This is a genomic window from Halodesulfovibrio spirochaetisodalis (assembly GCF_001672295.1).
Classification (GTDB): Bacteria; Desulfobacterota; Desulfovibrionia; order Desulfovibrionales; family Desulfovibrionaceae; genus Halodesulfovibrio; species Halodesulfovibrio spirochaetisodalis.
The window spans coordinates 47,235-68,455 of the sequence record NZ_JXMS01000008.1 but is presented as its reverse complement, the minus strand read 5'-3'; the positions used below and the strand labels follow the sequence as shown (position 1 = coordinate 68,455).

Here is a 21,221-nt window from a genome sequence, read left to right as displayed (position 1 = left end):
AACTGCAGGATGTTGTATGCCGAAAAACAAAATTTCCGACACCGATAATACTACTTGGTACAAAGACGCGATTATCTATGAATTACATATAAAATCGTTTTACGACTCCAACGGGAGTGGGAAAGGAGATCTTCAGGGGGTAATTGAAAAGCTGGATTACCTGCAAGATCTTGGAGTGACTGCTGTTTGGTTGCTTCCTTTTTTTCCGTCTCCTTTACGAGACGACGGGTATGACATTCAAGATTATATGAATGTAAATCCTGATTACGGGACGATTCAGGATTTTAAACGTCTGATACGGGAGGCACACAAGCGAGGGCTTCGTATTATTATAGAGCTTGTGCTGAACCATACTTCAGATCAGCATGAATGGTTTAGGCGTGCACGTATTGCTCCTGCAGGTTCTTCTCATCGGAATTTTTATGTTTGGAGTGATACACCGGATAAGTATACTGATGCTCGTATTATTTTTAAAGACTTTGAACCGTCAAATTGGAGTTGGGATCCTGTAGCAAAGGCCTATTTTTGGCATCGTTTTTATCATCATCAGCCAGATTTAAATTATGAAAACCCTCAGGTACATAAGGCTGTATTTAAGGTGTTTGATTTTTGGTTCAAGATGGGGGTGGATGGTGTCAGGTTGGATGCTGTACCGTATTTGTATGAGGAGGAAGGTACAAACTGCGAGAATTTGCCAAAGACTTTTGCTTTTCTCAAAAAGTTGCGAGCGCGATTGGATGAGCGATACTCCGGACGTATGTTGCTTGCCGAAGCAAACCAGTGGCCGGAAGACGCTGCCCGATACTTTGGAGACGGTGATGCATGCCATATGTCATTTCACTTTCCTTTGATGCCGCGAATGTTCATGTCTATTGAGATGGAAGACAGGTACCCGATAATAGATATTTTAGAACAGACCCCGGAAATTCCAGATAATGCTCAATGGGCAATATTTTTACGTAACCATGATGAATTAACATTAGAAATGGTGACGGATGAAGAGCGGGACTACATGTACAGAATGTATGCCCGAGATCCGAAGAGCAGAATTAATTTAGGAATCCGGCGCAGACTTGCTCCGCTTTTAGGGAACGACAGACGCAAAATTGAATTGATGAATGTGATGCTGTTCGCCATGCCGGGAACCCCTGTGCTGTATTATGGTGATGAAATCTGTATGGGTGATAACTACTATCTTGGTGACAGAGATGGTGTGCGTACCCCGATGCAGTGGAGTGCAGACAGAAATGCGGGTTTTTCCAGAGCAAATCCTCAGAGCCTCTATTTACCAGTCATTATTGACCCTGAGTACCATTACGAAGCCATCAATGTTGAGACAGCACAGTGCAGTAAGTCATCCTTGTTCTGGTGGCTTAAAGGTATGATTGCAATGCGCAAAAAGTACCTTGCGTTTGCGCGAGGTGCTGTGTCTTTCCTCATGCCGGATAATCACAGAGTGCTAGCATTTATCCGAACCTATCAAGAAGAAAATATTTTGATTGTCTGCAACCTTTCTCGTTTCCCGCAGGCGGCATCTCTTGATCTTGCAGGGTATGAAGGTTGTGAGCCTATCGAGTTGATGTCACATACTAAATTCCCCATGATTCGTACTGCAATGTATGATCTTACGCTGAATCCGCATGGGTACTTTATGTTTACGTTACATCGAAATGTTGCTGAAGAGGTTGCTCGTTCAGAAGTTGTTCCAGCGATTGCTTCTTCAACTAAAGTCAATATGTTTGATGAGGAATTTAGAAATGGTTTGCAAGATGTACTTCCGGCATATTTTATACGTCGTAATAAGATTGTAGGAACCAATGCCATATTGCGTGAGATATCAATCCGTGAAGCATTGCCGTTCGGAAGCGAAGCAGAGCAATGTTGGCTTCTTGTAGTAGAAGTGCGGTTTATGCAGCAACCGTCAGAATTGTATACGTTGTTTGTAAGCAGGGTAGAAGGAACGGCAGCGGCTGATATAATTACTGCCCGTACCTCTGAATTGATTTGCACAATCACTGGTGATGGAGATGATGCAGCGCTAGTAGAGGGCTTTATAGAGGGATGGAGTTGCAATTCATTCATCTCATTGTATAAGCAGGTTAAATCCGTTTCCGGTAGAAATGGAACCTTCTCTGTTTTACAGGATCGACGTAGGTTGCCCGTATTTAAAGATTGCTATGGATGGTGGAAGGATTACCCTGAATCCAGTGCTGTTATATGTGGAGATGACTTGTTCTTCAGGATGTATCGCAGACTGAGTGACGGCATCAATCCAGATGCGGAAATGCTGGAGCATTTGTCGGTGACCTGTGGTTTCCCTAATGTGCCAAGATATTTTGGTGCGGTGAAGTACATATGTGAACGGGGAGATGAACATTACATCGCAGCATATAGCCAATACACGCATAGTGAATCTGATGTGATGCAGATGGTGGTGGACAGTATTACACGCTTTTATGAAGGGCGACTGACGATCGATAGTGCCATTGATAAAGCTCCTGAAGAGCTGGATGCTGATGTCTTTGATATTGCCTTTGAACGGTTTGATTTGGACAATGCAGAAGTGTTAACGGACGCGGACGTGGCGGTATTTACTTTGCTTGGGAAGCGACTTGGCGAAATGCATTTAGCCCTCACACGACGAAATGCAGGGAAGCATTTTTCGCCGGAAACATATTCAAAGTTATATGCGCGTTCTGTCTACCAAAGCGTACAAAGCGTTCTAAAGCAAACTATGGACAGGTTGCAGCGCAGGCGTGGAAAGTTGAGTAGTCAGGTGATCCCGCTTGTAGATATGGTTCTGGAACGAAAACAGAAGTTGCTTGAAGACGCAAAACAGTTCCTCGCCTATAGGTACAATTGTCAGAAAATACGTTTGCATGGAAATTTATATTTACGCAGAGTGTTTTATACGGGGAAAGATTTTCTTTTTGTGAATTTTGAAGGGCATAAGCACCGCTCTTTTACTGCGCGAAGATTGAAAGATAGCGGGTTGCGGGATGTGGTGGATGTGCTCGATTCCTTGCAGGAGACCGTCTTGCGCGTGTTGTACGATGCTTCGTTTATCCGTCCGGAAGATAAGCCTAAGCTTGAGCTTTGGGCAGAAGTGTGGCGCAGGCACGCAGGTGGTGTTTTCTTACGCAGTTATGCAGAAACAGTATCCGGTAGCAAGCTGCTTCCAGATAGTCCTAAAGCTTTCCGGTGTATGCTGGATGTGTTTAGTGTACAAAAGAAATTCAGTGACTTGCGGCAATTTGATTCGATGAGCACCGCAGAGTTAGAAATAGTTTTAAGAGGATTACTCAATGTTCATTGTCCGCAGGCTGCACCGGTCTGTAAGCGAAAATAGTGAAGAACATAAAAGAGCCTGCACATAGTGCAGGCTCTTTTTTATTGGAATAAATATTGCAAAAATTAACAAAAAAGAAGGTAGTCAGGCAAAAAGTGTCATGTTGTTGAGCAACGCACGATTTGCGCTAGAGAAAAATGAGAAAATGCCGATTAATTATTAGGCAAAAATTTCTTCTTTAGTGACTGCTTCTGATTTGATTCTGTCAAGAAGTTCAGCAAGGGTTGCTTTTACATTCTCACGAATGTCACCAGCAACAATAAGGTACATTACATCATCGCCGGGCTTGAAGTCTCCTTCGTATGCTTCTGTGATAATGCGGTAGATGCCTTCGTTTTGCTCCAGCTCCTTACGGATGCTTTCAATTTTATCGTAATCATGACGGACGCGGATTGCTGTTACAGCTTGTCTGTCCTTGCGGGACCAACCGCGCACCGTACCGTTATGAATAAGTGTCATGCCGACGTTTTCGGCAAAACCCGGGTCTTTTTTTAGTTCAGCCAGAGTTCTGGTAATGTCCATAAGTCCTCCCAAAAGTAATGGTGAAAGGTAGATATGCCTCATTTATCAAACTTGCTCAAGAAACTTCCAATGTTCCAGGAGTCCCGTATGGTAGCCACCGGCTACGGAATGTGGATAAACTGGAATGGCGAACTTAACCCGGCAGTCGTGCAGACATTGCAGGACTACGGTGGGTTGCAGGTTGAAGTCGACAGAGATCAGGCTCTGTGGTTCTTCTTCAGCTCTGATGTATTTTTAGCAGCAGCACGATTAAGTGTGTGGGCTAAGTTTAATGCGCTGCAATTGTATGCGCAGATTATTCCTTCAAAGCTTTTATTCAGTCCGAAGCGTGAAATCTCTTTTTCGCTTGATACTGCACTCACTGCTCAATCGATAATTGTCCCTGATTCTTGCCAGATTTGGATACATCCGAAGTGTCGCGCGGATGGCAAGGGGCTTCCCGGGCTGACTTTTAAGCCGGAAGGTTCCCGTTCAGGTTTAGCACCGGTGGAGTGGTCTTCTCTTATTGTAGATCCAAGGCTTCCGTATCAGTCAACGCTTGGCTGGTATGGTGTTGTTAAGCCGCTCGGCAACACAATGGAAAAGAATTTTCTTGAAGGATGGCGGAGCTATTCTTCAGAAATTAAAGACTTGCTTGAGCGCTTGAATATCAAATTTATTGTTCAGGATTCATATCTTGTTTTCCATTTGGAAAACTTACAGATGTTGCGGCAGTGGACTCGTGAACATTTGATGCTTGTTGATGAATTGAAAGCAAGCAATCGTGATCTATACTGGCCTGCTGTTGTTGCTGTAACCAATAAACGCGGTTTAAACTTTACACCTGATTTACCAAAAAAAATGGGGTTGGACTGGAACCAGCTTGTTCCTGATTTTCCGCATATGAGTTATCGCTCCGGCTATTTACTCGGACGTTCTTTTGAAGTGCACGATGTGAATTTTTCACTGGATTCAAATAGCGTAGATGACTGGTGCAAGGTGACCATGGCAGTGGACCATTCTGTAGAAAACGGGATGCTTCCAATCAGGACTTCCAAGCATTTGATTGCCGGAACGCATGATCATTGCTTCTACTGCGGTATGCGCTCTCATACATCAGCAGAATGCCCGACCCGCTCCCTTACCAAGTTGACTCCCAAAGTGTGGCAGCAGCTCTCTACATTGAGTTTCGATGAATTTAACAAAGGCTTTGATCTCATTGAGTCCCAATTGGGTAAAAAGGATGCTGAAGCGTTAAAGAAGATTCAGGCCTCAAAAGATCATGATGGTATTTTATTAAATGCTGTGTATGGCGTGAATGAACTTTCACAGCTGCGTATGATGCAACACATGTGGGTTTGTCGCGGGAAAGACTTTGCGAAGGGGCTTGAAGAGGTTGTGCCGCGTGACAGTAACCCGGTATGGGGGACACTCAGCTACCTTATGTCCGGTGACTACCATGTGGCAGATAAGGAGTTGGCTAATATTTGTATCCGTGCTCCGCGTGATCCGCGGCCGAGAATGCTTGCCGGTTTTGTCGCAATGGAGCGGGGCGATGACCACAAGGCAATGATGATGTGGAAAGAGGCAGAGATTCTTTCTAACACCATGTTGAAGCAGGCATATTGTGTATTCCTTCAGGCTCGATTGCTTGAATACACTGCCCAGTATCAGAAGGCTTCAGATCTATATAGCCGTGTGCTTCGCATGTGTCCGACTATGACAGACGCCCAATACCGCAAGTCTGTGTGTCAGGTGAAAATCGGCTTTGCAGAACAGGCAATGTCATCGTTAATTTCGCTTGTAGAAAGTACACCGCATTTCTTTAACAGGGTACTTATAGACCCAGAGATGGAGCGTGGTCACATTCAGGTGTTGTCAGCTCTTTATACTCCGTGGGTAGAAGCGGAAAGTCAGGTTGAAAAAGCCATTGAAGAACTTGGTAATCTGAAAAAAGAAGTGCACGAGTGGTTTGATGAGGGAAGTCCTTTCTTTATCAAAAGCATGAAGCAGATTGACAGAATGAATGCCGCAACAGATATCAAAAACTACGTGTCCTACATGCTTATCCTGCAAGGCTGTAAACGACTTGCAAAAGATTTGGATAGGTATGTGACAAAAGAAGCTGGTATTTTGAAAAAAAGATTTCAAGATCAGCGGGAACGTTTGCGATATATCAGGGAGGAGGCTGCTTGGTTCCCATTTCCGAGAGCGCTTGTGGAATTTAATAAGAACTATAATTTATGTGCAGCCAACATTGCTTGGGCGTTAAAAACACATTTTCAGGTCGCTGATATCTTTAAAAAAGCGCAACTTCTTGCAGATACAGAAGAGAGGCGTCTTGAAAGGCTTGAAAAACGTTTGAAGTTTTTAAAGGTAGTGCGTGACTCTACGCTGTTTATGCTCATAATGTCCCGAACGTTTTTCTGGATCGAGGTGGCGTTTATGTGCATTGTTGTCGTTGCGTTGCCGCTTTCAATGTTCTACGGCCAACAGACTGGTATGGAATGGGCGCAAGGGCTTTTGTTTAAAGAAAAATGGGATATCCAAAAGCAACTGATTCTTGGATTCTCTGTGTTTGCAATAATTGCCTCATGTTTCAGAACGGTAATTGTTTTTGATAAGGTGCGTGAAAAGTACTTTAATAAGGCTCGTGGAATAGCCTGATAGCATTAATTGTCTTTTGTAAGTAAGTTGGTCTTACAAAATTACTCTTGTGAATATAAAACACTCTCCTACGCAACTGTGTAGGAGAGTGTTTTTTGTCTTACAAAAAGAATGTGTGCTCGGCACAGAGAAATGTTGATACTGAAATAGAAGAGGGAGTACAGAGGATACAAAAAAAGCCAGTTCAATGAACTGGCTTTATAATCTTTTGGAGCGGGAAACGAGATTTGAACTCGCGACTCCAACCTTGGCAAGGTTGTACTCTACCACTGAGTTATTCCCGCTCTTGATGGAGGCGACATCCGGATTTGAACCGGAGAATGGAGATTTTGCAGACCTCTGCCTTACCGCTTGGCCATGTCGCCTCAAAAAGAGAAAAAACTAATTTTTAAGTGGAGCGGGAAACGAGATTTGAACTCGCGACTCCAACCTTGGCAAGGTTGTACTCTACCACTGAGTTATTCCCGCTCATATCCAGACAGTATAAAATAAACTGAAAGGAAAGTAAATTTTTGGAGCGGGAAACGAGATTTGAACTCGCGACTCCAACCTTGGCAAGGTTGTACTCTACCACTGAGTTATTCCCGCTCATAATGCTTATGAGCAATGCAGACAGCTTTTAAGGAACTTTTTTGGTATAATCAAGCTAAAAGCGACTGCTATTTTGTTTTTTAATGGAGCGGGAAACGAGATTTGAACTCGCGACTCCAACCTTGGCAAGGTTGTACTCTACCACTGAGTTATTCCCGCTCGTTACGCAGGGACTTGTTCGTCCCAACGGGGGAGGTGTATACGCAGAGGCTCTCCACCGGTCAAGCAAAAAAGGCAAAAAAAATCTTTTTTTCTGCAAAGTACTGCAAAATGGACTGGGAAATAGGTGTGCACTCTTATGAAGTGAGTGTGAGGTGCTGTTGCATGGGAAGAATAAGGGCGAAGCTTACAAAAAAGAATGTATTCCTGTTTGTGGAAAATAAAAAACAGAGGGAATTTGTCTGGTGGTATATATGATTAACTATACGAATGTGGTTGAAGTATCTAATAATCATGGTAACCTTGTTTTTTGGGGCTACATTTGTCCTGATACAACACAATGTTACCAAATGGATTATAACTCCTCACGAGAGCTTTGCTTTTTAAGATATTTTAGTTTATTGGGTTGTTCTTCTTTATGGTAATGCGCATACGACCATACTCTTGGCGTTATTTGCAGTGTAGTTTTGGCTGCTATAAAAATTAGCAGCCGCAGTTTGAAAGATGCCGAGGAGGACATACATGGAACAGAAAGATCTTGATCACTTCCGTAAGCTTCTGAACGAAATGCTCGAAGAAGCCCAGCAAAAGGGCGACGCAACTCTGGATGATTTGACTGACAACAGTGAAATGTTTGCAGATCCAGCTGACCGTGCAACCGCAGAATCTGATCGCGCCTTTACGTTACGTATTCGTGATCGCGAGCGTAAGCTCATTAAAAAGATTCGCTCTGCAATTGCCCGCCTTGATGAAGGTTCTTATGGCATTTGTGATGAATGTGGCGAAGATATCGGTGTTGCCCGACTTGAAGCACGTCCTGTAACTAAGCTTTGCATTAACTGCAAAAGCAAGCAGGAAGAGGACGAGCGCCAGCGCGCTGACTAGCGAATAATGGAAGCACACTTTTTTCGGCGGCTGTGTGTGGAACTTTCTGTGCATCTTATCGGTGCACGTATAGAAAAGTTTTTTGAACCGGCTCCCGACACCACTACAATAGTAATACACCGCACCGGCCGGAAGCAGAATATTCTGCTTCAGGCCGGTCGCCGTTTTCCCCTCCTGTTTCTCAGTGACAAACGTCCTGTAAATCCTGACACCCCTTCTGCAAAGTCAATGTGGTTGCGTAAATACGCTGCAGGTAAGCGTCTTGGTGCGCCTGTTGTTGACTGGTGTAATCGACGTATTGCCTTTCCTCTTTCTACAACTCCTGTCACATGGCTTGTGCTTGATTTGTGCAACGGTGTCTTCATAGCCAAGGAAGAACCTGAGTGGGCCGGTTTTGAGCCTGCATGGTGTGAACCTGAAGATCTGCCACAAGTTCTGGCAAGCAGTGAGGTCTGGAGTAAATATCCTCAGCTGACCCCTCCTTTACGAAATGTACTGACAACATTACTCGGTGAAGATCCGATGGATGCACAGGCGTTGTTCGTTGATCTGGAATACGGGTACGGCTCTGTGGCATCTGAAGAGGACATCAGCGAGCTTGGTAATGTGTATGTATACGCAAAAAACGGTAAGCCGGCGGAAGCTTTTGTCTGGGCTTTACCTGAAAGCATTCGCGGACATCGTGAAGAGCGTACTGTTGCTACCGCAATTGAAGCTGCAACTATGGTTGGTGAAACGCGTCTTTTTGCAGAGTTGGCGCAGGCTGAAGCTTCAATTGCAGCAAAACCTGTAGCAGCGGCGTTGAAGCGTACAAAAAAAACACTTGCCCGACTTACTCAGGAAGAAGATCGTCTTGAAAGAATGATAGCAGGGCAACAGCAAGCGATGCTGCTGCAAGCATGTTTGTGGCAGATAGACGCTGATCGGAAAATGCCTTCTGTCACACTTACCGTACCGGACGGTATTGAAGGCATGCAGGCGGGTGATGCTGTTTCAATTACTTTAGATCCCCGCAAGACTATCCGAGAAAATATGGCGCACATGTTTAAGCAGGCTACCCGTGGTAAGCGCGGGGTGGATATGCTTGCAGAACGTCGTCATATTTTAGAGATGCAGTATGCGCGTTTGCAGCGCGGTGAAGGTGAAGTGCCTAAGTTGCAGACAGAGAAAAAACTTTCCGGTGGAGCTCTTAAAAGGCAGCAGAAGCGGCAGGCAAAAGATAAATTTATTCAGCGGTTCCGAAGTTCTGACGGCTTTTTATTGCTGCGTGGACGTAATGCACAAGGCAATCATGAAATTTTGAACAGAGTTTCTTCGTATGATTTGTGGTTCCATGCAGAGGACGGCCCTAGTGCGCACCTTGTGTTGCATCTTGATTATCCTGATCAGGAGATTCCCGAGCAGACGTTGCGTGAAGCCGCTGTGCTTGTGGGGATAAAAAGCTGGCAGCGTGAAGATGAACAGGCTCGAATCATGTTTGCACGTGTCAAAAATGTCCGGAAAATTAAAGGGGCAGCTGCTGGTAAAGTTCGTGCTGAAGCGGAGGGTTCCCTGCTTGTAAAGCTCGAGCCTGAACTTGAAGAAACTCTGCGCTCAGGTATTTGATTGAGATATCTGGTGCTGCAGAACGGTCAGGCTTCGTAAAGAATACTGCTTATACTTTCAAACCTTGGGTAAGCTGTTAGAAGTGCGGTGCGAAGAGCATGTAGCAAGGAGGCGCTTTGCCCATGTCACCTCAGCAGCAAATGAATGTTCTGGTCTTATATCCAGAGCGCAAGCCAGAAGAACGGATTGTTTTTGAAGAACGCCCAGTACCTGTTCCTGAAAAGGGCGAAGTACTGGTGCGTGTTCATGCTGCCTCCATTGACGGACGGGATAAGCGGCTTTTTGAGACACCGGAGCTGAACTGGCGGACAAAAAGACGCCGCTCTGAACGTGGTGTTATTACCGGATATGAATTTTCCGGCACTGTTGTCTCGAGTAGCGCGCATTTTTCAGAAGGCGATGCGGTCTTCGGATACACTCCTGTGGATGAAGGAGGAGTGACTCATGCGGAGTTTATTGCAGTTTCAGAGCTCGTTATCGGGCACAAGCCTTCGATGTTGACGCACGTACAGGCTGCAACAGTTCCCGTAGGCTGCATGACAGCCATGCGTGCTTTGCAAGAGCTGGCCGGGCTCGAAGAAGGGCAACGGATTCTATTGAGCGGAGCTACCGGAGGCGTGGGCATGTATGCCGTGCAGGTTGCAAGAATGCTTGGTGCGGAGATAACTGCACAGGGGCGTTCATGGCAGCGGCATGAACTGCTCCGACTGGGAGTTAATACTTTTATCGAATATACGCAGGAAGAGATTCTGCATTCAGAAAGTGTCTTTGATGTTATTTTTGATGTGGCAGGCATCTGGAATCTGGAAAGTATGTGCCCGCATCTGACCTCAAAGGGTATCTATATCACAACGCATCCTGAACGCGATCGCCTCGGGATAGTTTCATCTTACTTTACCGCTAAAAAATCGAAGCTCTTGTCTGTTCCTCATGGAGAAACAGCAATGTTAGCAAAGATTGCGGGGCTTTTTTCCAATGACAGACTTGAGCCCGTTGTAGGGAGTGTGTCTTTGTTTGACAATGCGCTGGATGAGTTTATGCAGCGCAATAAAAAAATTGCCGGACGCAGAGTGCTGACTATCGGATAAGGGCATGTGCAAGGTTTGCTGCCTCTGCAAGTAACTCCGGACGTTCCTGCACCCGTTTGGTATATGTAAGCTCTGAGCCTAGCAAAAAATGCATAGCCTCAAACTCCAGATAGTGTTTGAGCTTGTAATATCTGTCCAGAATATCTTTGGACGTGTCTTCTCCAGAGGCCTGAGTCACAATAAATACAGCATGTTTCCCGCTTGGAAGCCTGCTTTTTTTATCGCTTTTGATAAAGTCTACAGTGAGATGAGAAAAAGTACGGTCAATGAATTTCTTCATTTGACCGCTCACATCTCCGTAATAATTCGGAGAGGACAGTACAATAATGTTGGCCTCGTGCATTGCATTCAGGACAGGCTGCAACCCGTCTTCCAGAATACAGTGCCGCAGGTCTCCTTTGCAGGAGTAACAGCCCTGACATCCTTTATATTCGAGGTCATTCAGATAAAATATACGCGTAGCAGCACCGCGCCCCTTTGCAGTTTTTAAAAACCGTTTTGCCAGCGTAGAGCTGTTCCCATCAGGACGCGGACTGCCGAGAATGCCTAGAACTTTCATAGCTCCTTCCTGTGGTTGAAGAGGGAGGTTATCCGAAGAAAGCTCCCTTTAGTTCGCTAAGCATGTCTTTAATGGAATCTTTCAGTTCTACCAGCAGGTCTTTAGCCTGCGCTGAAAGTTCTTTCAATTCATCAAGCTCGTCTTGCATGTCTTCTTTGCAAAGCGTGTAGTCTTTACTGGATTCTGCGCGCTCCATAATTCTCTGTTGCTTTTCATTCAGGTCGCGTACCATTTGCTCTGAGCGTTCTTGTGCGGAGGCAACAAAGTCGTTAAATGAAGTGATTTCATTAGCATTTGCACGTTCATTGACAGCGACAAGAGCTTCTGTTGTGGCAGCGATGGATTTTGCAAGCAGTTTTGCAGAAGTGGCCAGTGGGGTCGCATAGTCAAGGCATTTGTCATTTGCCATTGCCGTCTGGGTTAAGCAGAGCATGAATGTGAATAGAACTGCTGAAAAAATGATGGTAACACGTTTCACAATAGGCCTCCCTGAGCTCGTGGTATAGGTTGGCACTGAATGCATAGCCTAACCATAGTCATCATATTGTATTTTAAAATAGTTTCTCATGCCGTTATATATAAAAATCCCTCTGAAGCAGTGCATCAGAGGGATATATATACTAGCTGAACTCAGGGCAGTCTACATTGCATCGCCTGCATCAAGTTCATCAATCTGCTGCTCAATTGCTTCCTGCAGTTCTTTAGGAAGTCCTTCCATGTCCACGTTAAGGAATCCGCGAACAATGGTGGATGTTGCTTCGTCTTCATCGAGACCGCGAGCCATAAGGTATTCAATTTCTTCCTGAGCAATTTTGCCAACGGCAGCTTCGTGAGAAAGCTCTACGCCGTCCTGATCGGAATCAAGTTCAGGGATTGCATGAATACGTCCGCCACCGAGGATAAGACCTTTACACTCGAGGTGACCGCGTGCAGGAACAGCATCGGCACCAATATAACCACGGTTGATGATAGTACCACCGGTGGTAAGGGTACGCGCAATAATCTCCGCACGGGTGTTTGGAGCCTGCATTTCAATGCGGTTACCGCAGTCAATGTAGGAGCCTTCCGGTGCAACGATAACGGAGTTGAATCGTGCAACGGAGTTTTCACCTTTCAGAGTAAGCTTAGGGTACATTTGCAAATCTTTTACCGGCTTGAGCAGTACATAGTTGCTGAGAAATACCGCATCTTCTTCCAGAACACCTGCGGAGCGTGGACGTACAGCTGTATCTTCGCTCCAGTTGTGAATCATGGTGAAGGTGAGCTTGCCGCCTTTGTGAACGTAAAACTCTGAGATACCGAGATGAGCAGATTCTTTAGCACCGTGCGCAGTTGCACAGCCGGAGATAATGTGAAGCTCTGCACCTTCCTCGACAACAACGATGTTGTGTACGTTCTGGGAGATACCCGCTTTATCGATGAACAGACATGACTGAACTGGTTCGGTGATTTTTGCACCGGCTTTAGCACGGATGAAGTAACCGCCATGCAGGTTGTCATGCGCTGCTTTGGTAAATTCGTCTTTATCTTTATCAACAAGCTGCCAGTAGTAGTCTGGAAGGCCGTCGAATTCTTCGAGGGCACTCTTAATATCCATAACTTCAAGACCTTCTCGCTTGGTCTTGCAATGGACTCCAGAGTGGTTCAGGTGCATGAATGCGCCGGATTCACTTGGATTTTCTACATCGATACCTGCAAACAGCAGGCGTTCTTTATCTTCAGCAGAAAAGCCGGAGAAATCTTCAATGGCAGCTTCGGTAGCACCATCTGCACGGTACTGGGAAAGATCGATTTTTTTCATATCTAGGAAGCCTCGTTAAAGCTGGAGAGATCAAGAATCTCACCGGTTTCAGCGGAAAGACAGCGCAGGCATTCCTGATATCCGTGGTTGGAAATATGATCAAGAATGTCACGTGGGTTTGCTTCGCAGCAAAGCTTGCCGTTGTACATGACCTGACCACGGTCAGCATTAACGTATTCGAGAATGTGACCAGTGTGGGTGATGATGAGACCGGAAGTGCTGGAACGCTGCATTGCTTTTTTCATAGTGCAGCCTTCAGTCAGACCATCAAGAAGGTTCTTAGCGGTTTTACCGATAAGAGCCATGTTTTCAAGGTCAACACCGGATTCAGGCTCGTCGAATAAGATCAGGTCCGGGCGCTGAGCCATCAGCTGGAGCATTTCGGAGCGTTTAATTTCGCCGCCGGAAAAACCTGCGTTAATGTCACGGTCGAGGAAACTGCTGAAGTTCACTTTCTTTGCAAGACCTTCAACATCAACGTCACGTCCCTGTCCGCACATCTTTACAAGGTGGCTGGTCTTGAGGCCGTGAATTGTAGGAGGGCGCTGGAAAGACATACCGATACCGAGGCGGGCGCGCTCATACATTGGAGCGTAGGTGATGTCTTGTCCCTTATAAATGATCTGCCCTTCAGTAACAGTGTAGTTACCGAAGCCCATAAGGGTCATAAGCAGTGTTGTTTTACCGGAGCCGTTTGGGCCGAACAGAATAAACGTTTCACCGTCTTCGATAATAAGGTCAATTCCTTTAAGAACCTCTTTATCGCCGATGTTAACGTGAAGGTTTTTAATTTCAAGCATGAGAGAACCGTCCTTACGGGATTCTTTTTCAGTCATCTTAAGTGTAACTGGACGTCCCGTTATGCGGTATCAATCGGCTCAAGTCAATCGTGTTTTGCGTGAGGAATAGATCACCAGCAGTTGGTAAGCGGTGGCTAATCACTCTTCTGAAGGAGGGATGTCTCCCGGTTTAGGAGAGAGAACTTCCGGGCGAACCGGCGGGGTACCTTCGGGCACTATACAGTAGTAGCAGCGGTTCTTTTTTCTGAAAAGCGGAAGCAGGATGAAGCCGCATGCAAACCCGCCTGCGTGCGCCCACCATGCAATTGATGTTTCTGCATGGCCACCCAGCGAAATGATGCCGAATATCAACTGGATGACAACCCAAAGCAGTAAGAAGAATACTGCCGGAAGGTTAAAGAAGAACGGAATAATGACTACGGGAATGAGTGTAAGAACTCTGGCGTGCGGGTAAAGCAGAAAGTATGCGCCCATGACTCCCGCTATGGCACCGGAGGCACCTACCACTGGAGTCATGCTGGTAGGTGTGAACAATATATTGATCCCTATGGCAGCGATGCCGCAGGTCAGATAGAAGAGAAGAAACCGCACTGGGCCCATTACATCTTCAATATTATCTCCGAATATCCATAAAAACCACATGTTGAATATGATGTGCAGCCAACCCCCGTGGATAAATAGATGTGTAATGAATACATAGTCTGCGTCGGGGGGAAAGTGCATCCGCACAGCCCACTCGGGATTCGTGAACCTTGCCGGAACTACACCGTATAAATAAAAAAATTCTGTCAGGTAATCCTGAGGCAATGTTTTTTCAAATAAAAAGACAGCAAAGCATGCAGTCATTATGGCATACAGCATGTAAGGCTTGTGAACACGGGGGATTGAGTCATGGAGTGGGATCATGCCTTACGGTAAACTATTCAAACTGTGTTGCCTAGTACAATAGAAAATTCTGCAGAGGCTATACTGTGTCGATTGTGAATAAAAGGTGCAAGCGATAGTCGGGAATAAAGCTACAGTGTGTTTTTTTATTGAAAAATATTGTGCAGAAAAAAACGATTAGTGCTTTGATAATTCAGTAAAACTCTGTATGAAACAGTATGGTGCAGTCCAATTTTGAGCAATGGCTAGCTGCGTGTCTTTATGTATATACATATAGCCTGAGCTAATTTGTTCCAGCAGAGAAAGCAGAGTGCAAAAAAGTTTTGCATAGCGACGAGTGAATTTTTTGCAGTGGTTACTTTTATAGAAAAGACAACAACACTGAGTATAGAGGGTATGAGTTGCGAAAGATGTTTTTAGTTCATGACCTGAAGAACTGTTGAAATGAGCCGATAAGACGGGGGATGGGTGTAATGAACCGTTTTTTGCTGTGTATTGCAGTTGTATGCTGTGTGTTGAGTACTTGTGTAAATGCAAGTGCTGACTCACTTGTGGTCGGTTTAATGAACGTCGATCGCCCACCATATTTTTGGAAAGACAGTGCAGGAGAGTATCACGGTATTTTTATTGAGGTGTTGCACGAACTGGAAAAAGACACCGAAATTCATTTTACATTTAAAGCACTGCCAAAGGCACGGTTAAGACTATACATGGTTGCCGGTAAGCTGGATGTTGAAATGGGGATAGCGCCGCAATGGAGAAGAGAGAAGGGTGAAGTTGAAAATTCTGTTTATTCTGTACCATTTATGCTTTCCGAAGAGGTGTATGTAACGAGTGCAGCAAAAGGAAGTTTTGATGCACAGAAAAACGTCCCGTCCGGTGATAAATTTTGCGGTGTGATTGGTTTCAGTAAACCTGCTGTTAGCGGGAACATAAATCGTCAAGATTTTCTTTGTGAAGCTCAGCTGCTTAAAATGATTGATAAAAAACGGTGTGATTACACCATAATGCCCTTGGATATTTACCGCTATTTGGCGCAGGGACAGTTGTACCATATTGCAGCCTCTCAACCTATTTCGACACACAATATGCGCCTGCGTCTACACAAGCGAAACCTAGAACTGCTACCGAGACTTGATGCTGCTCTCGTCAGAATGAAAGAGGACGGACGTCTTGCTGCCTTGCTGGATAGGTATAGTAAGGAGCATGCTGGAACTTGAAAATAGGACTAGATTGGTCTTTGCGTATTGTGTTGTGACAGCAAATGTTTTTTAGAACAGCCTGTGGGGCATAACAGGGGTTACTTGACTGGAGTAAAAGGGTTGTTGGTGTGGTGATGAAGCTGCTGCGAACTGTATTTATGATAATCGCTACCGTACTGCTGATTGTTGCTGTGAAGACAGTGGCTTTCGGAGAAAGTACTGGTGGGCACGCTCGATTTGGGCAAACAGGTTCTGCACTTGCGACAGAGTTATCGCATTTAAGTGCAGTTTTTTTGTATAATCTTGATAGAGCCCAACTAGAAGAAACTCTCTCCGTTATCATAAAGAAAACACCCGAAATTAAAGCATTGCGCATTGTTGATACAACCTCAAATACGCCTTTTTTCACATACCATAGAACCCGAACTATTGGTTTTTTTAATAAAACCATTCCGTTAACAGCTCAGCAATATCCTAAGTTTACAGCCTCTATTTTTTACGATGACATAAACATTGGACGACTTGAACTTTTTTATGATGATCCCTTGGCAAAGGAGGGAGCTAATAGAGAAGTATGGCTGACAGACAAAGAGCAGGAATGGATTGAGAGAAATCCGGTAGTTCGAGTGGGGATCGAACAGTGGCCCCCCTTTAATTACTTCTTGTCTGAAGGAAAGGCGCGAGGAATTGTTATTGATCTGTTGGAGAAGATCAGTGCGCGTGTTCCGGTTCGGTTTGAGTTTATACAGGGAGAATTTTCTGATCTGATGGAGCAGTTTTCCAGTGGTGAAATAGATCTGCTTCCTAATATCTACTACCATCCTTCACGCGACAAACTGGGAAATTTTACTTCTCCATTTATGAGCGTGCGGGATTTTATTTTTGTACGGGATGATAATACCTCAATAAAAAAGGTTAGTGATCTCAGAGGTAAGAAGGTTGCCATTGTTAAAGGGTATATTATGACAACCTTACTTAATTCCCGCTATCCTGACATAACGATTGTGAATACTCCGTCTCTTATCGATTCTATTGCGATGTTATTGAACAATGAAGTTGATGCGTTAATTGATGCACATATGGCAGTGCTGTATACGCAAAGAGAAAGCGGGGTGACCGGTATCAAGGCTGTTCCACAAAATGAATTCCCTTCGCAGTCGCTACATTTCTTTACAACAAAAAAGAATCCTTACCTTAATTCAATTCTCGAAAAGACACTTAATTCCATAACAGAAGCAGAAAAAGACGAACTGACAAAGCAATATCTTCTGGCGCAGGAGACCAGTTCGCAAGCTACAAAGGGGGAGGATACTTTTGGGCGAAATATCGCGCTGCTGATCTTGCTATTTATTATTGTCCTTTTGATTCTGTATCAGATTGTTCGAACTCTGAATGAAGGGTCGGAGGAAGATGAAGGGCTTGCATTTGGGTCTTTCAGCTTTGCAAGGCTGTTGATGCTGGCCATTGCACTATTTGTGCTGTTTTGTATTGGAACGTCGTGGTTTATCCTTTCAGAAAGCAAGAAAGATATTCTTCAGAAAGAAGAGCAGGCATTGGAAACAGCCTTAAAAGTAACTGAAACTCGGTTATTGCGCATGGTGGATTCACATTCGCGAATTCTTCAGTACATAGCCGGAAGAAAAGTCTTTTTTACGTTTGTGGATCAGGTGACCTCTTTATCCGGTAAGAAAGAGTCCAGCGAGTATCAGGCTGCATTGAAAAAACTGAAAACCTACTGGGAACAATACAATGTGCTATCAGGTGACCAGTCCCGTATGTTGCTGTCCATAAAGGGAGATGTGATTATCGGGTCAGGAAAAAGCGGCGGAAGCACCATTGCCCAGAACCATCCTGCATTATTCCAAAAAGTGTTAGCCGGCCAGACTGTGTTTGTTCCTCCCTGCCATTTCAGGCTAACTGCTTCCGGCACTGATGAGCACGTGATGTACCTACTGATGCCTATTGTAGATAACACACGGAGACCTATTGCAGTGCTCGCAGCAGAGTTGGATGTGGACGATAACTTTCATATGCCTATTCGTAATGGAAGCTTGGAGCGCCGTGGCAATGTGTTTGCTGTCGATGCCAGAGGAAGGATTATCTATGACCAGTGCTTTTTACCGCCCGAGCAGCATCGATCACACCTGAGTGCTTTTGTAGATATGGATGTGCCGTTTGTGCTTAGTTCCTACGAAGATGTTAAAGTGCAGCCAGGTATGCGACTCGTTGAATATAAAAATAAGAAAGGCGAACTGGTAGTAGGTGTTGCCCGCTGGATCGAGGGGTTGAATATAGGTCTGGTCAGTGAAGCTCGTGCTTCAGAGGTTCTGAGTCAGTTTACGCGTTTTAAGTATAGTGTCATTGCCATGATGATCCTCATGCTTTCTTTTACTATTCCTTCAATTTTGTTCACGTTGAGCCTAGGGCGAAAAGCAAACCGCACCTTGAGGCAGTCCAAGGATAAGTTGGAGAACATGGTTCAGGAGCGTACGAACGAACTTGAGGAGCTTGAAAAGCAGTGGCGTCTTATTTTGAAATCTGTCGGGCAGGGGCTGCTTGGTCTGGATAACCGCGGAAAGGTTATGTTCGCCAATGACGCTGCTCTGTCTTTATTGGGGTATTCCAGCAGTGAAATCGTCGGTAAAAAAATTCTTGGTCAAATTTTAGTTGATAAAGAAGCTGTACTGGCAGAGCAAACATCCGCCTCGCCAATTTATGAAGCATTGAATCAAGGATACACCGCGACAAACAGGAACGAATTTTTTGTCACAAAATATGGTGTAGTCTTCCCTGTGGAATACACATCGCGTTCGATTGTGAGTGAAGATGGTATCCAAGGGTGCGTTATTGTCTTTACCGATATTACAGAACGTAAGCGCATGGAAATGGAACTGGAGTCTGCCAGAGTTACAGCTGAAGAAGCCTCTAATGCAAAAAGTGAATTTCTTGCCAATATGAGCCACGAAATTCGTACTCCGATGAATGCCATTTTGGGTATGTCGCACTTGGCCTTGCAGTCAGAGTTAGATGATCGCCAGCGTAACTTTATTGAAAAGGTGCATAGGGCGGCATATTCGTTACTAGGAATTATCAACGATATTTTGGATTTTTCAAAAATTGAAGCAGGGAAAATGCAATTGGAGGGAGTGCCGTTCACTCTTGATGATGTAATGCAGGACGTGGCTGGAATTGTCGGCTTGAAGGCGGAAGAGCAGGGGCTTGAGTTACTTTTTAACGTTGCTCCCGATGTTCCACACGAGCTTGTGGGAGATCCGCTCCGATTGACTCAGGTTCTCGTCAATATCGGAAATAATGCTGTTAAATTTACAGAAGAGGGTGAGGTTGTCGTTTCTGTGAATGTTGAGCGTGTTTCCGGCAGTGAAATTTTATTACTGTTTGCTGTGAAGGATACCGGAATAGGGATGAAGCAGGAGCAAGTAGAAAAATTATTCAAATCTTTTTCGCAGGGAGACGCATCAACGACCAGACGCTACGGTGGTACCGGCCTCGGTCTTGTTATTGCCCGCAGGCTGGTAACGCTGATGGGCGGTGAAATTTGGGTTGAGAGTGAGTTTAAGGCTGGCACTACATTTTCCTTTACGGTTCAGCTGGATGTTGATGACAACTCAGCAGTGCTTTTGCCAAAACTGTCTGCTGCTGGTGGCAGAGCACTTGTTGTTGATGACAGTAAAACTTCACGAGAAATCTTATCTGCAATGCTCATTGAGCTCGGCTACATTGTTGATGTTGCGGAAAACGGAAGAGATGCGGTGGAGAAGGTGCAGCGTCCTGAAGCTATAGATCAGTACACAACAATCTTCCTGGACTGGCGAATGCCGGATATGGACGGTATTACAACGGCTACTCTTATTAAAGAGCAGTATGCAGACAGGATTTGTCCTGAGGTCATAATGGTAACGGCATTCGGGCGTGAAGTTGCGCAGCATGCAACACAGAATGGAATTATCGATGCTTTTGTTATGAAGCCGTTGACCCAAAAATCGTTATTGCGAGTGTTGGCTTCTTCTGATGGAGAAGAGGTAGCTTTACCAACCCGTGATGCTGATCGGCAAAATAGGGTAGATTCGTCAGTGCGTAAACTTGCAGGTGCTACAGTGCTGCTTGTTGAAGATAATGAAGTGAATCAGGAGCTTGCTGTTGAGTTGATGGAAGCTAACGGAATGACTGTGGCCGTGGCGGAAAATGGCGAAGAAGCGATTGCCCTTCTGGAAGAAAGAACATTTGATGGTGTGCTGATGGATTGTCAGATGCCGGTAATGGATGGGTATGAAGCAACCCGCAGGCTTCGGGAAGACAGCAGGTTTGTAGATTTACCGATCATAGCTATGACAGCGAATGCGATGGTTTCTGATAGAGAAAAAGTTCTGGAAGCCGGGATGAATGATCACATTGCAAAGCCGCTCGAACTCTCTGACATGTTTAGTAAAATGGCTCGATGGATTACTCCGAAATTCTCTGCAAAGTTATTAAAACATGCTGGTATGCTTGAGGAAGATTTTCCAGAGATTGCAGGAATCGATGTAGAAAAAGGGTTACGCACCTGTCAGCAGAATAAGGCTTTGCTCCGCAGACTGCTTGTCCGTTTTGCAGAAACACAGGCAGATTTTAGTGTTGTAATGAATGAAGTGTTGCAGGAAGGAGATAGCGAGGCCGCAATACGGCATGCACATACGTTAAAAGGTGTTGCAGGGAATGTTGGTGCAAGTGACATTCAACATATCGCTGCTGACCTTGAATCCAGTATTCAGGCTGAGAAGCCACATTCTGTTCAGCGGAAGCTGGTGAATACACTGGGAAGCCTGCTTGCTGTTACAGTGACTGACATACGACAGCAGCTTATGTTGTCTTCGATAACATATGAGTCGTTGCTGAGTAAAAAAGATATGCAGGGAGCGTTAGCAAAACTGCGTAAATTGTTACACGATGATGATGCAGAAGCTGTTGATGTAATAGAGAATATACAGCATACTGTTGGCGCTGAGCCTGAGGTTCAGGAGCTTGTGGAAAGCATGGTTGAAATGGTGCGTGATTATGATTTTGAAAATGCACTTGCACTGCTAGATCAGTTTGAAGCAGAAGTCTCTGCAATAGCATCGTAGCTAATGTGC

13 protein-coding genes and 5 tRNA genes are annotated in these 21,221 nt (G+C 45.1%); 7 read left to right on the top strand and 11 right to left on the bottom strand.

Annotation, left to right across the window (positions count from 1 at the left end):
- Positions 1-16 precede the first annotated feature (16 nt).
- On the top strand, positions 17-3,349 hold the full coding sequence (gene treS / locus SP90_RS06145; protein ID WP_066853653.1) for a maltose alpha-D-glucosyltransferase: 3,333 nt from the start codon (positions 17-19) through the stop codon (positions 3,347-3,349).
- A 159-nt stretch (positions 3,350-3,508) separates the two neighbouring features.
- Here treS and SP90_RS06140 read toward each other — a convergent pair whose 3' ends face one another.
- A complete protein-coding gene (locus tag SP90_RS06140) occupies positions 3,509-3,871 on the bottom strand; it encodes a molybdenum cofactor biosynthesis protein MoaE (protein ID WP_066853651.1) in 363 nt (120 codons plus the stop codon).
- Positions 3,872-3,958: 87 nt separating this feature from the next.
- On the opposite strand from SP90_RS06140, the gene SP90_RS06135 reads away from it, so the two are divergent.
- Complete coding sequence (locus SP90_RS06135) at positions 3,959-6,517, top strand: tetratricopeptide repeat protein (protein WP_082936317.1); 2,559 nt, start codon at positions 3,959-3,961, stop codon at positions 6,515-6,517.
- 209 nt (positions 6,518-6,726) lie between these two features.
- On the opposite strand, the gene SP90_RS06130 is transcribed toward SP90_RS06135, so the two are convergent.
- From SP90_RS06130 to SP90_RS06110, 5 genes are all read right to left on the bottom strand, one after another.
- Positions 6,727-6,801, bottom strand: a tRNA-Gly gene (locus SP90_RS06130).
- A 6-nt stretch (positions 6,802-6,807) separates the two neighbouring features.
- Positions 6,808-6,882: transfer RNA gene (locus SP90_RS06125), tRNA-Cys, on the bottom strand.
- Between the two features lie 28 nt (positions 6,883-6,910).
- Positions 6,911-6,985, bottom strand: a tRNA-Gly gene (locus SP90_RS06120).
- 45 nt (positions 6,986-7,030) lie between these two features.
- A tRNA-Gly gene (locus tag SP90_RS06115) sits at positions 7,031-7,105 on the bottom strand.
- An 87-nt stretch (positions 7,106-7,192) separates the two neighbouring features.
- A tRNA-Gly gene (locus SP90_RS06110) sits at positions 7,193-7,267 on the bottom strand.
- Positions 7,268-7,789: 522 nt separating this feature from the next.
- Between SP90_RS06110 and dksA the strand changes: the two genes are divergently transcribed.
- From dksA to SP90_RS06090, 3 genes are all read left to right on the top strand, one after another.
- The gene (gene dksA / locus SP90_RS06100; RefSeq protein ID WP_066853646.1) at positions 7,790-8,152 is read left to right on the top strand and encodes an RNA polymerase-binding protein DksA; all 363 of its coding nucleotides are present in this window, start codon (positions 7,790-7,792) and stop codon (positions 8,150-8,152) included.
- A gap of 6 nt (positions 8,153-8,158) precedes the next feature.
- Positions 8,159-9,757 (top strand): NFACT RNA binding domain-containing protein, encoded by a 1,599-nt coding sequence (locus tag SP90_RS06095; protein ID WP_066853644.1) that lies wholly within the window; start codon positions 8,159-8,161, stop codon positions 9,755-9,757.
- Between the two features lie 122 nt (positions 9,758-9,879).
- Positions 9,880-10,845, top strand: a complete 966-nt coding sequence (locus SP90_RS06090; RefSeq protein WP_066853642.1) for an NAD(P)-dependent alcohol dehydrogenase — start codon at positions 9,880-9,882, stop codon at positions 10,843-10,845.
- Here SP90_RS06090 and SP90_RS06085 read toward each other — a convergent pair.
- From SP90_RS06085 to SP90_RS06065, 5 genes are all read right to left on the bottom strand, one after another.
- Positions 10,835-11,404, bottom strand: coding sequence for a flavodoxin family protein (locus SP90_RS06085; protein ID WP_066853640.1), 570 nt, complete (start codon positions 11,402-11,404; stop codon positions 10,835-10,837). The genes SP90_RS06090 and SP90_RS06085 overlap by 11 nt on opposite strands.
- A 28-nt stretch (positions 11,405-11,432) precedes the next feature.
- Entirely contained in the window at positions 11,433-11,882 is a 450-nt protein-coding gene (locus SP90_RS06080; protein ID WP_066853638.1) for a hypothetical protein, read from the bottom strand.
- Positions 11,883-12,044: 162 nt separating this feature from the next.
- Positions 12,045-13,205: a SufB/SufD family protein gene (locus tag SP90_RS06075; RefSeq protein ID WP_066853636.1), complete on the bottom strand. Its 1,161-nt coding sequence runs from the start codon at positions 13,203-13,205 to the stop codon at positions 12,045-12,047.
- 2 nt (positions 13,206-13,207) lie between these two features.
- A complete protein-coding gene (locus SP90_RS06070) occupies positions 13,208-14,005 on the bottom strand; it encodes an ABC transporter ATP-binding protein (protein WP_066853730.1) in 798 nt (265 codons plus the stop codon).
- Positions 14,006-14,143: 138 nt separating this feature from the next.
- On the bottom strand, positions 14,144-14,911 hold the full coding sequence (locus SP90_RS06065) for a rhomboid family intramembrane serine protease (protein ID WP_066853634.1): 768 nt from the start codon (positions 14,909-14,911) through the stop codon (positions 14,144-14,146).
- Positions 14,912-15,453: 542 nt separating this feature from the next.
- On the opposite strand from SP90_RS06065, the gene SP90_RS06060 reads away from it, so the two are divergent.
- Together SP90_RS06060 and SP90_RS06055 are read left to right on the top strand one after the other, a co-directional pair.
- Complete coding sequence (locus SP90_RS06060; RefSeq protein ID WP_197498766.1) at positions 15,454-16,110, top strand: substrate-binding periplasmic protein; 657 nt, start codon at positions 15,454-15,456, stop codon at positions 16,108-16,110.
- Between the two features lie 116 nt (positions 16,111-16,226).
- A complete protein-coding gene (locus SP90_RS06055) occupies positions 16,227-21,212 on the top strand; it encodes a response regulator (RefSeq protein ID WP_066853630.1) in 4,986 nt (1,661 codons plus the stop codon).
- The last annotated feature ends 9 nt before the right edge of the window (positions 21,213-21,221 follow it).

Coding starts and splice junctions, on each gene's coding strand:
- treS (WP_066853653.1), top strand. CDS start 17: ATGCCGAAAAACAAAATTTCCGACACCGATAATACTACTTGGTACAAA.
- SP90_RS06140 (WP_066853651.1), bottom strand. CDS start 3,871: ATGGACATTACCAGAACTCTGGCTGAACTAAAAAAAGACCCGGGTTTT.
- SP90_RS06135 (WP_082936317.1), top strand. CDS start 3,959: ATGGTAGCCACCGGCTACGGAATGTGGATAAACTGGAATGGCGAACTT.
- dksA (WP_066853646.1), top strand. CDS start 7,790: ATGGAACAGAAAGATCTTGATCACTTCCGTAAGCTTCTGAACGAAATG.
- SP90_RS06095 (WP_066853644.1), top strand. CDS start 8,159: ATGGAAGCACACTTTTTTCGGCGGCTGTGTGTGGAACTTTCTGTGCAT.
- SP90_RS06090 (WP_066853642.1), top strand. CDS start 9,880: ATGTCACCTCAGCAGCAAATGAATGTTCTGGTCTTATATCCAGAGCGC.
- SP90_RS06085 (WP_066853640.1), bottom strand. CDS start 11,404: ATGAAAGTTCTAGGCATTCTCGGCAGTCCGCGTCCTGATGGGAACAGC.
- SP90_RS06075 (WP_066853636.1), bottom strand. CDS start 13,205: ATGAAAAAAATCGATCTTTCCCAGTACCGTGCAGATGGTGCTACCGAA.
- SP90_RS06070 (WP_066853730.1), bottom strand. CDS start 14,005: ATGCTTGAAATTAAAAACCTTCACGTTAACATCGGCGATAAAGAGGTT.
- SP90_RS06065 (WP_066853634.1), bottom strand. CDS start 14,911: ATGATCCCACTCCATGACTCAATCCCCCGTGTTCACAAGCCTTACATG.
- SP90_RS06060 (WP_197498766.1), top strand. CDS start 15,454: ATGAACGTCGATCGCCCACCATATTTTTGGAAAGACAGTGCAGGAGAG.
- SP90_RS06055 (WP_066853630.1), top strand. CDS start 16,227: ATGAAGCTGCTGCGAACTGTATTTATGATAATCGCTACCGTACTGCTG.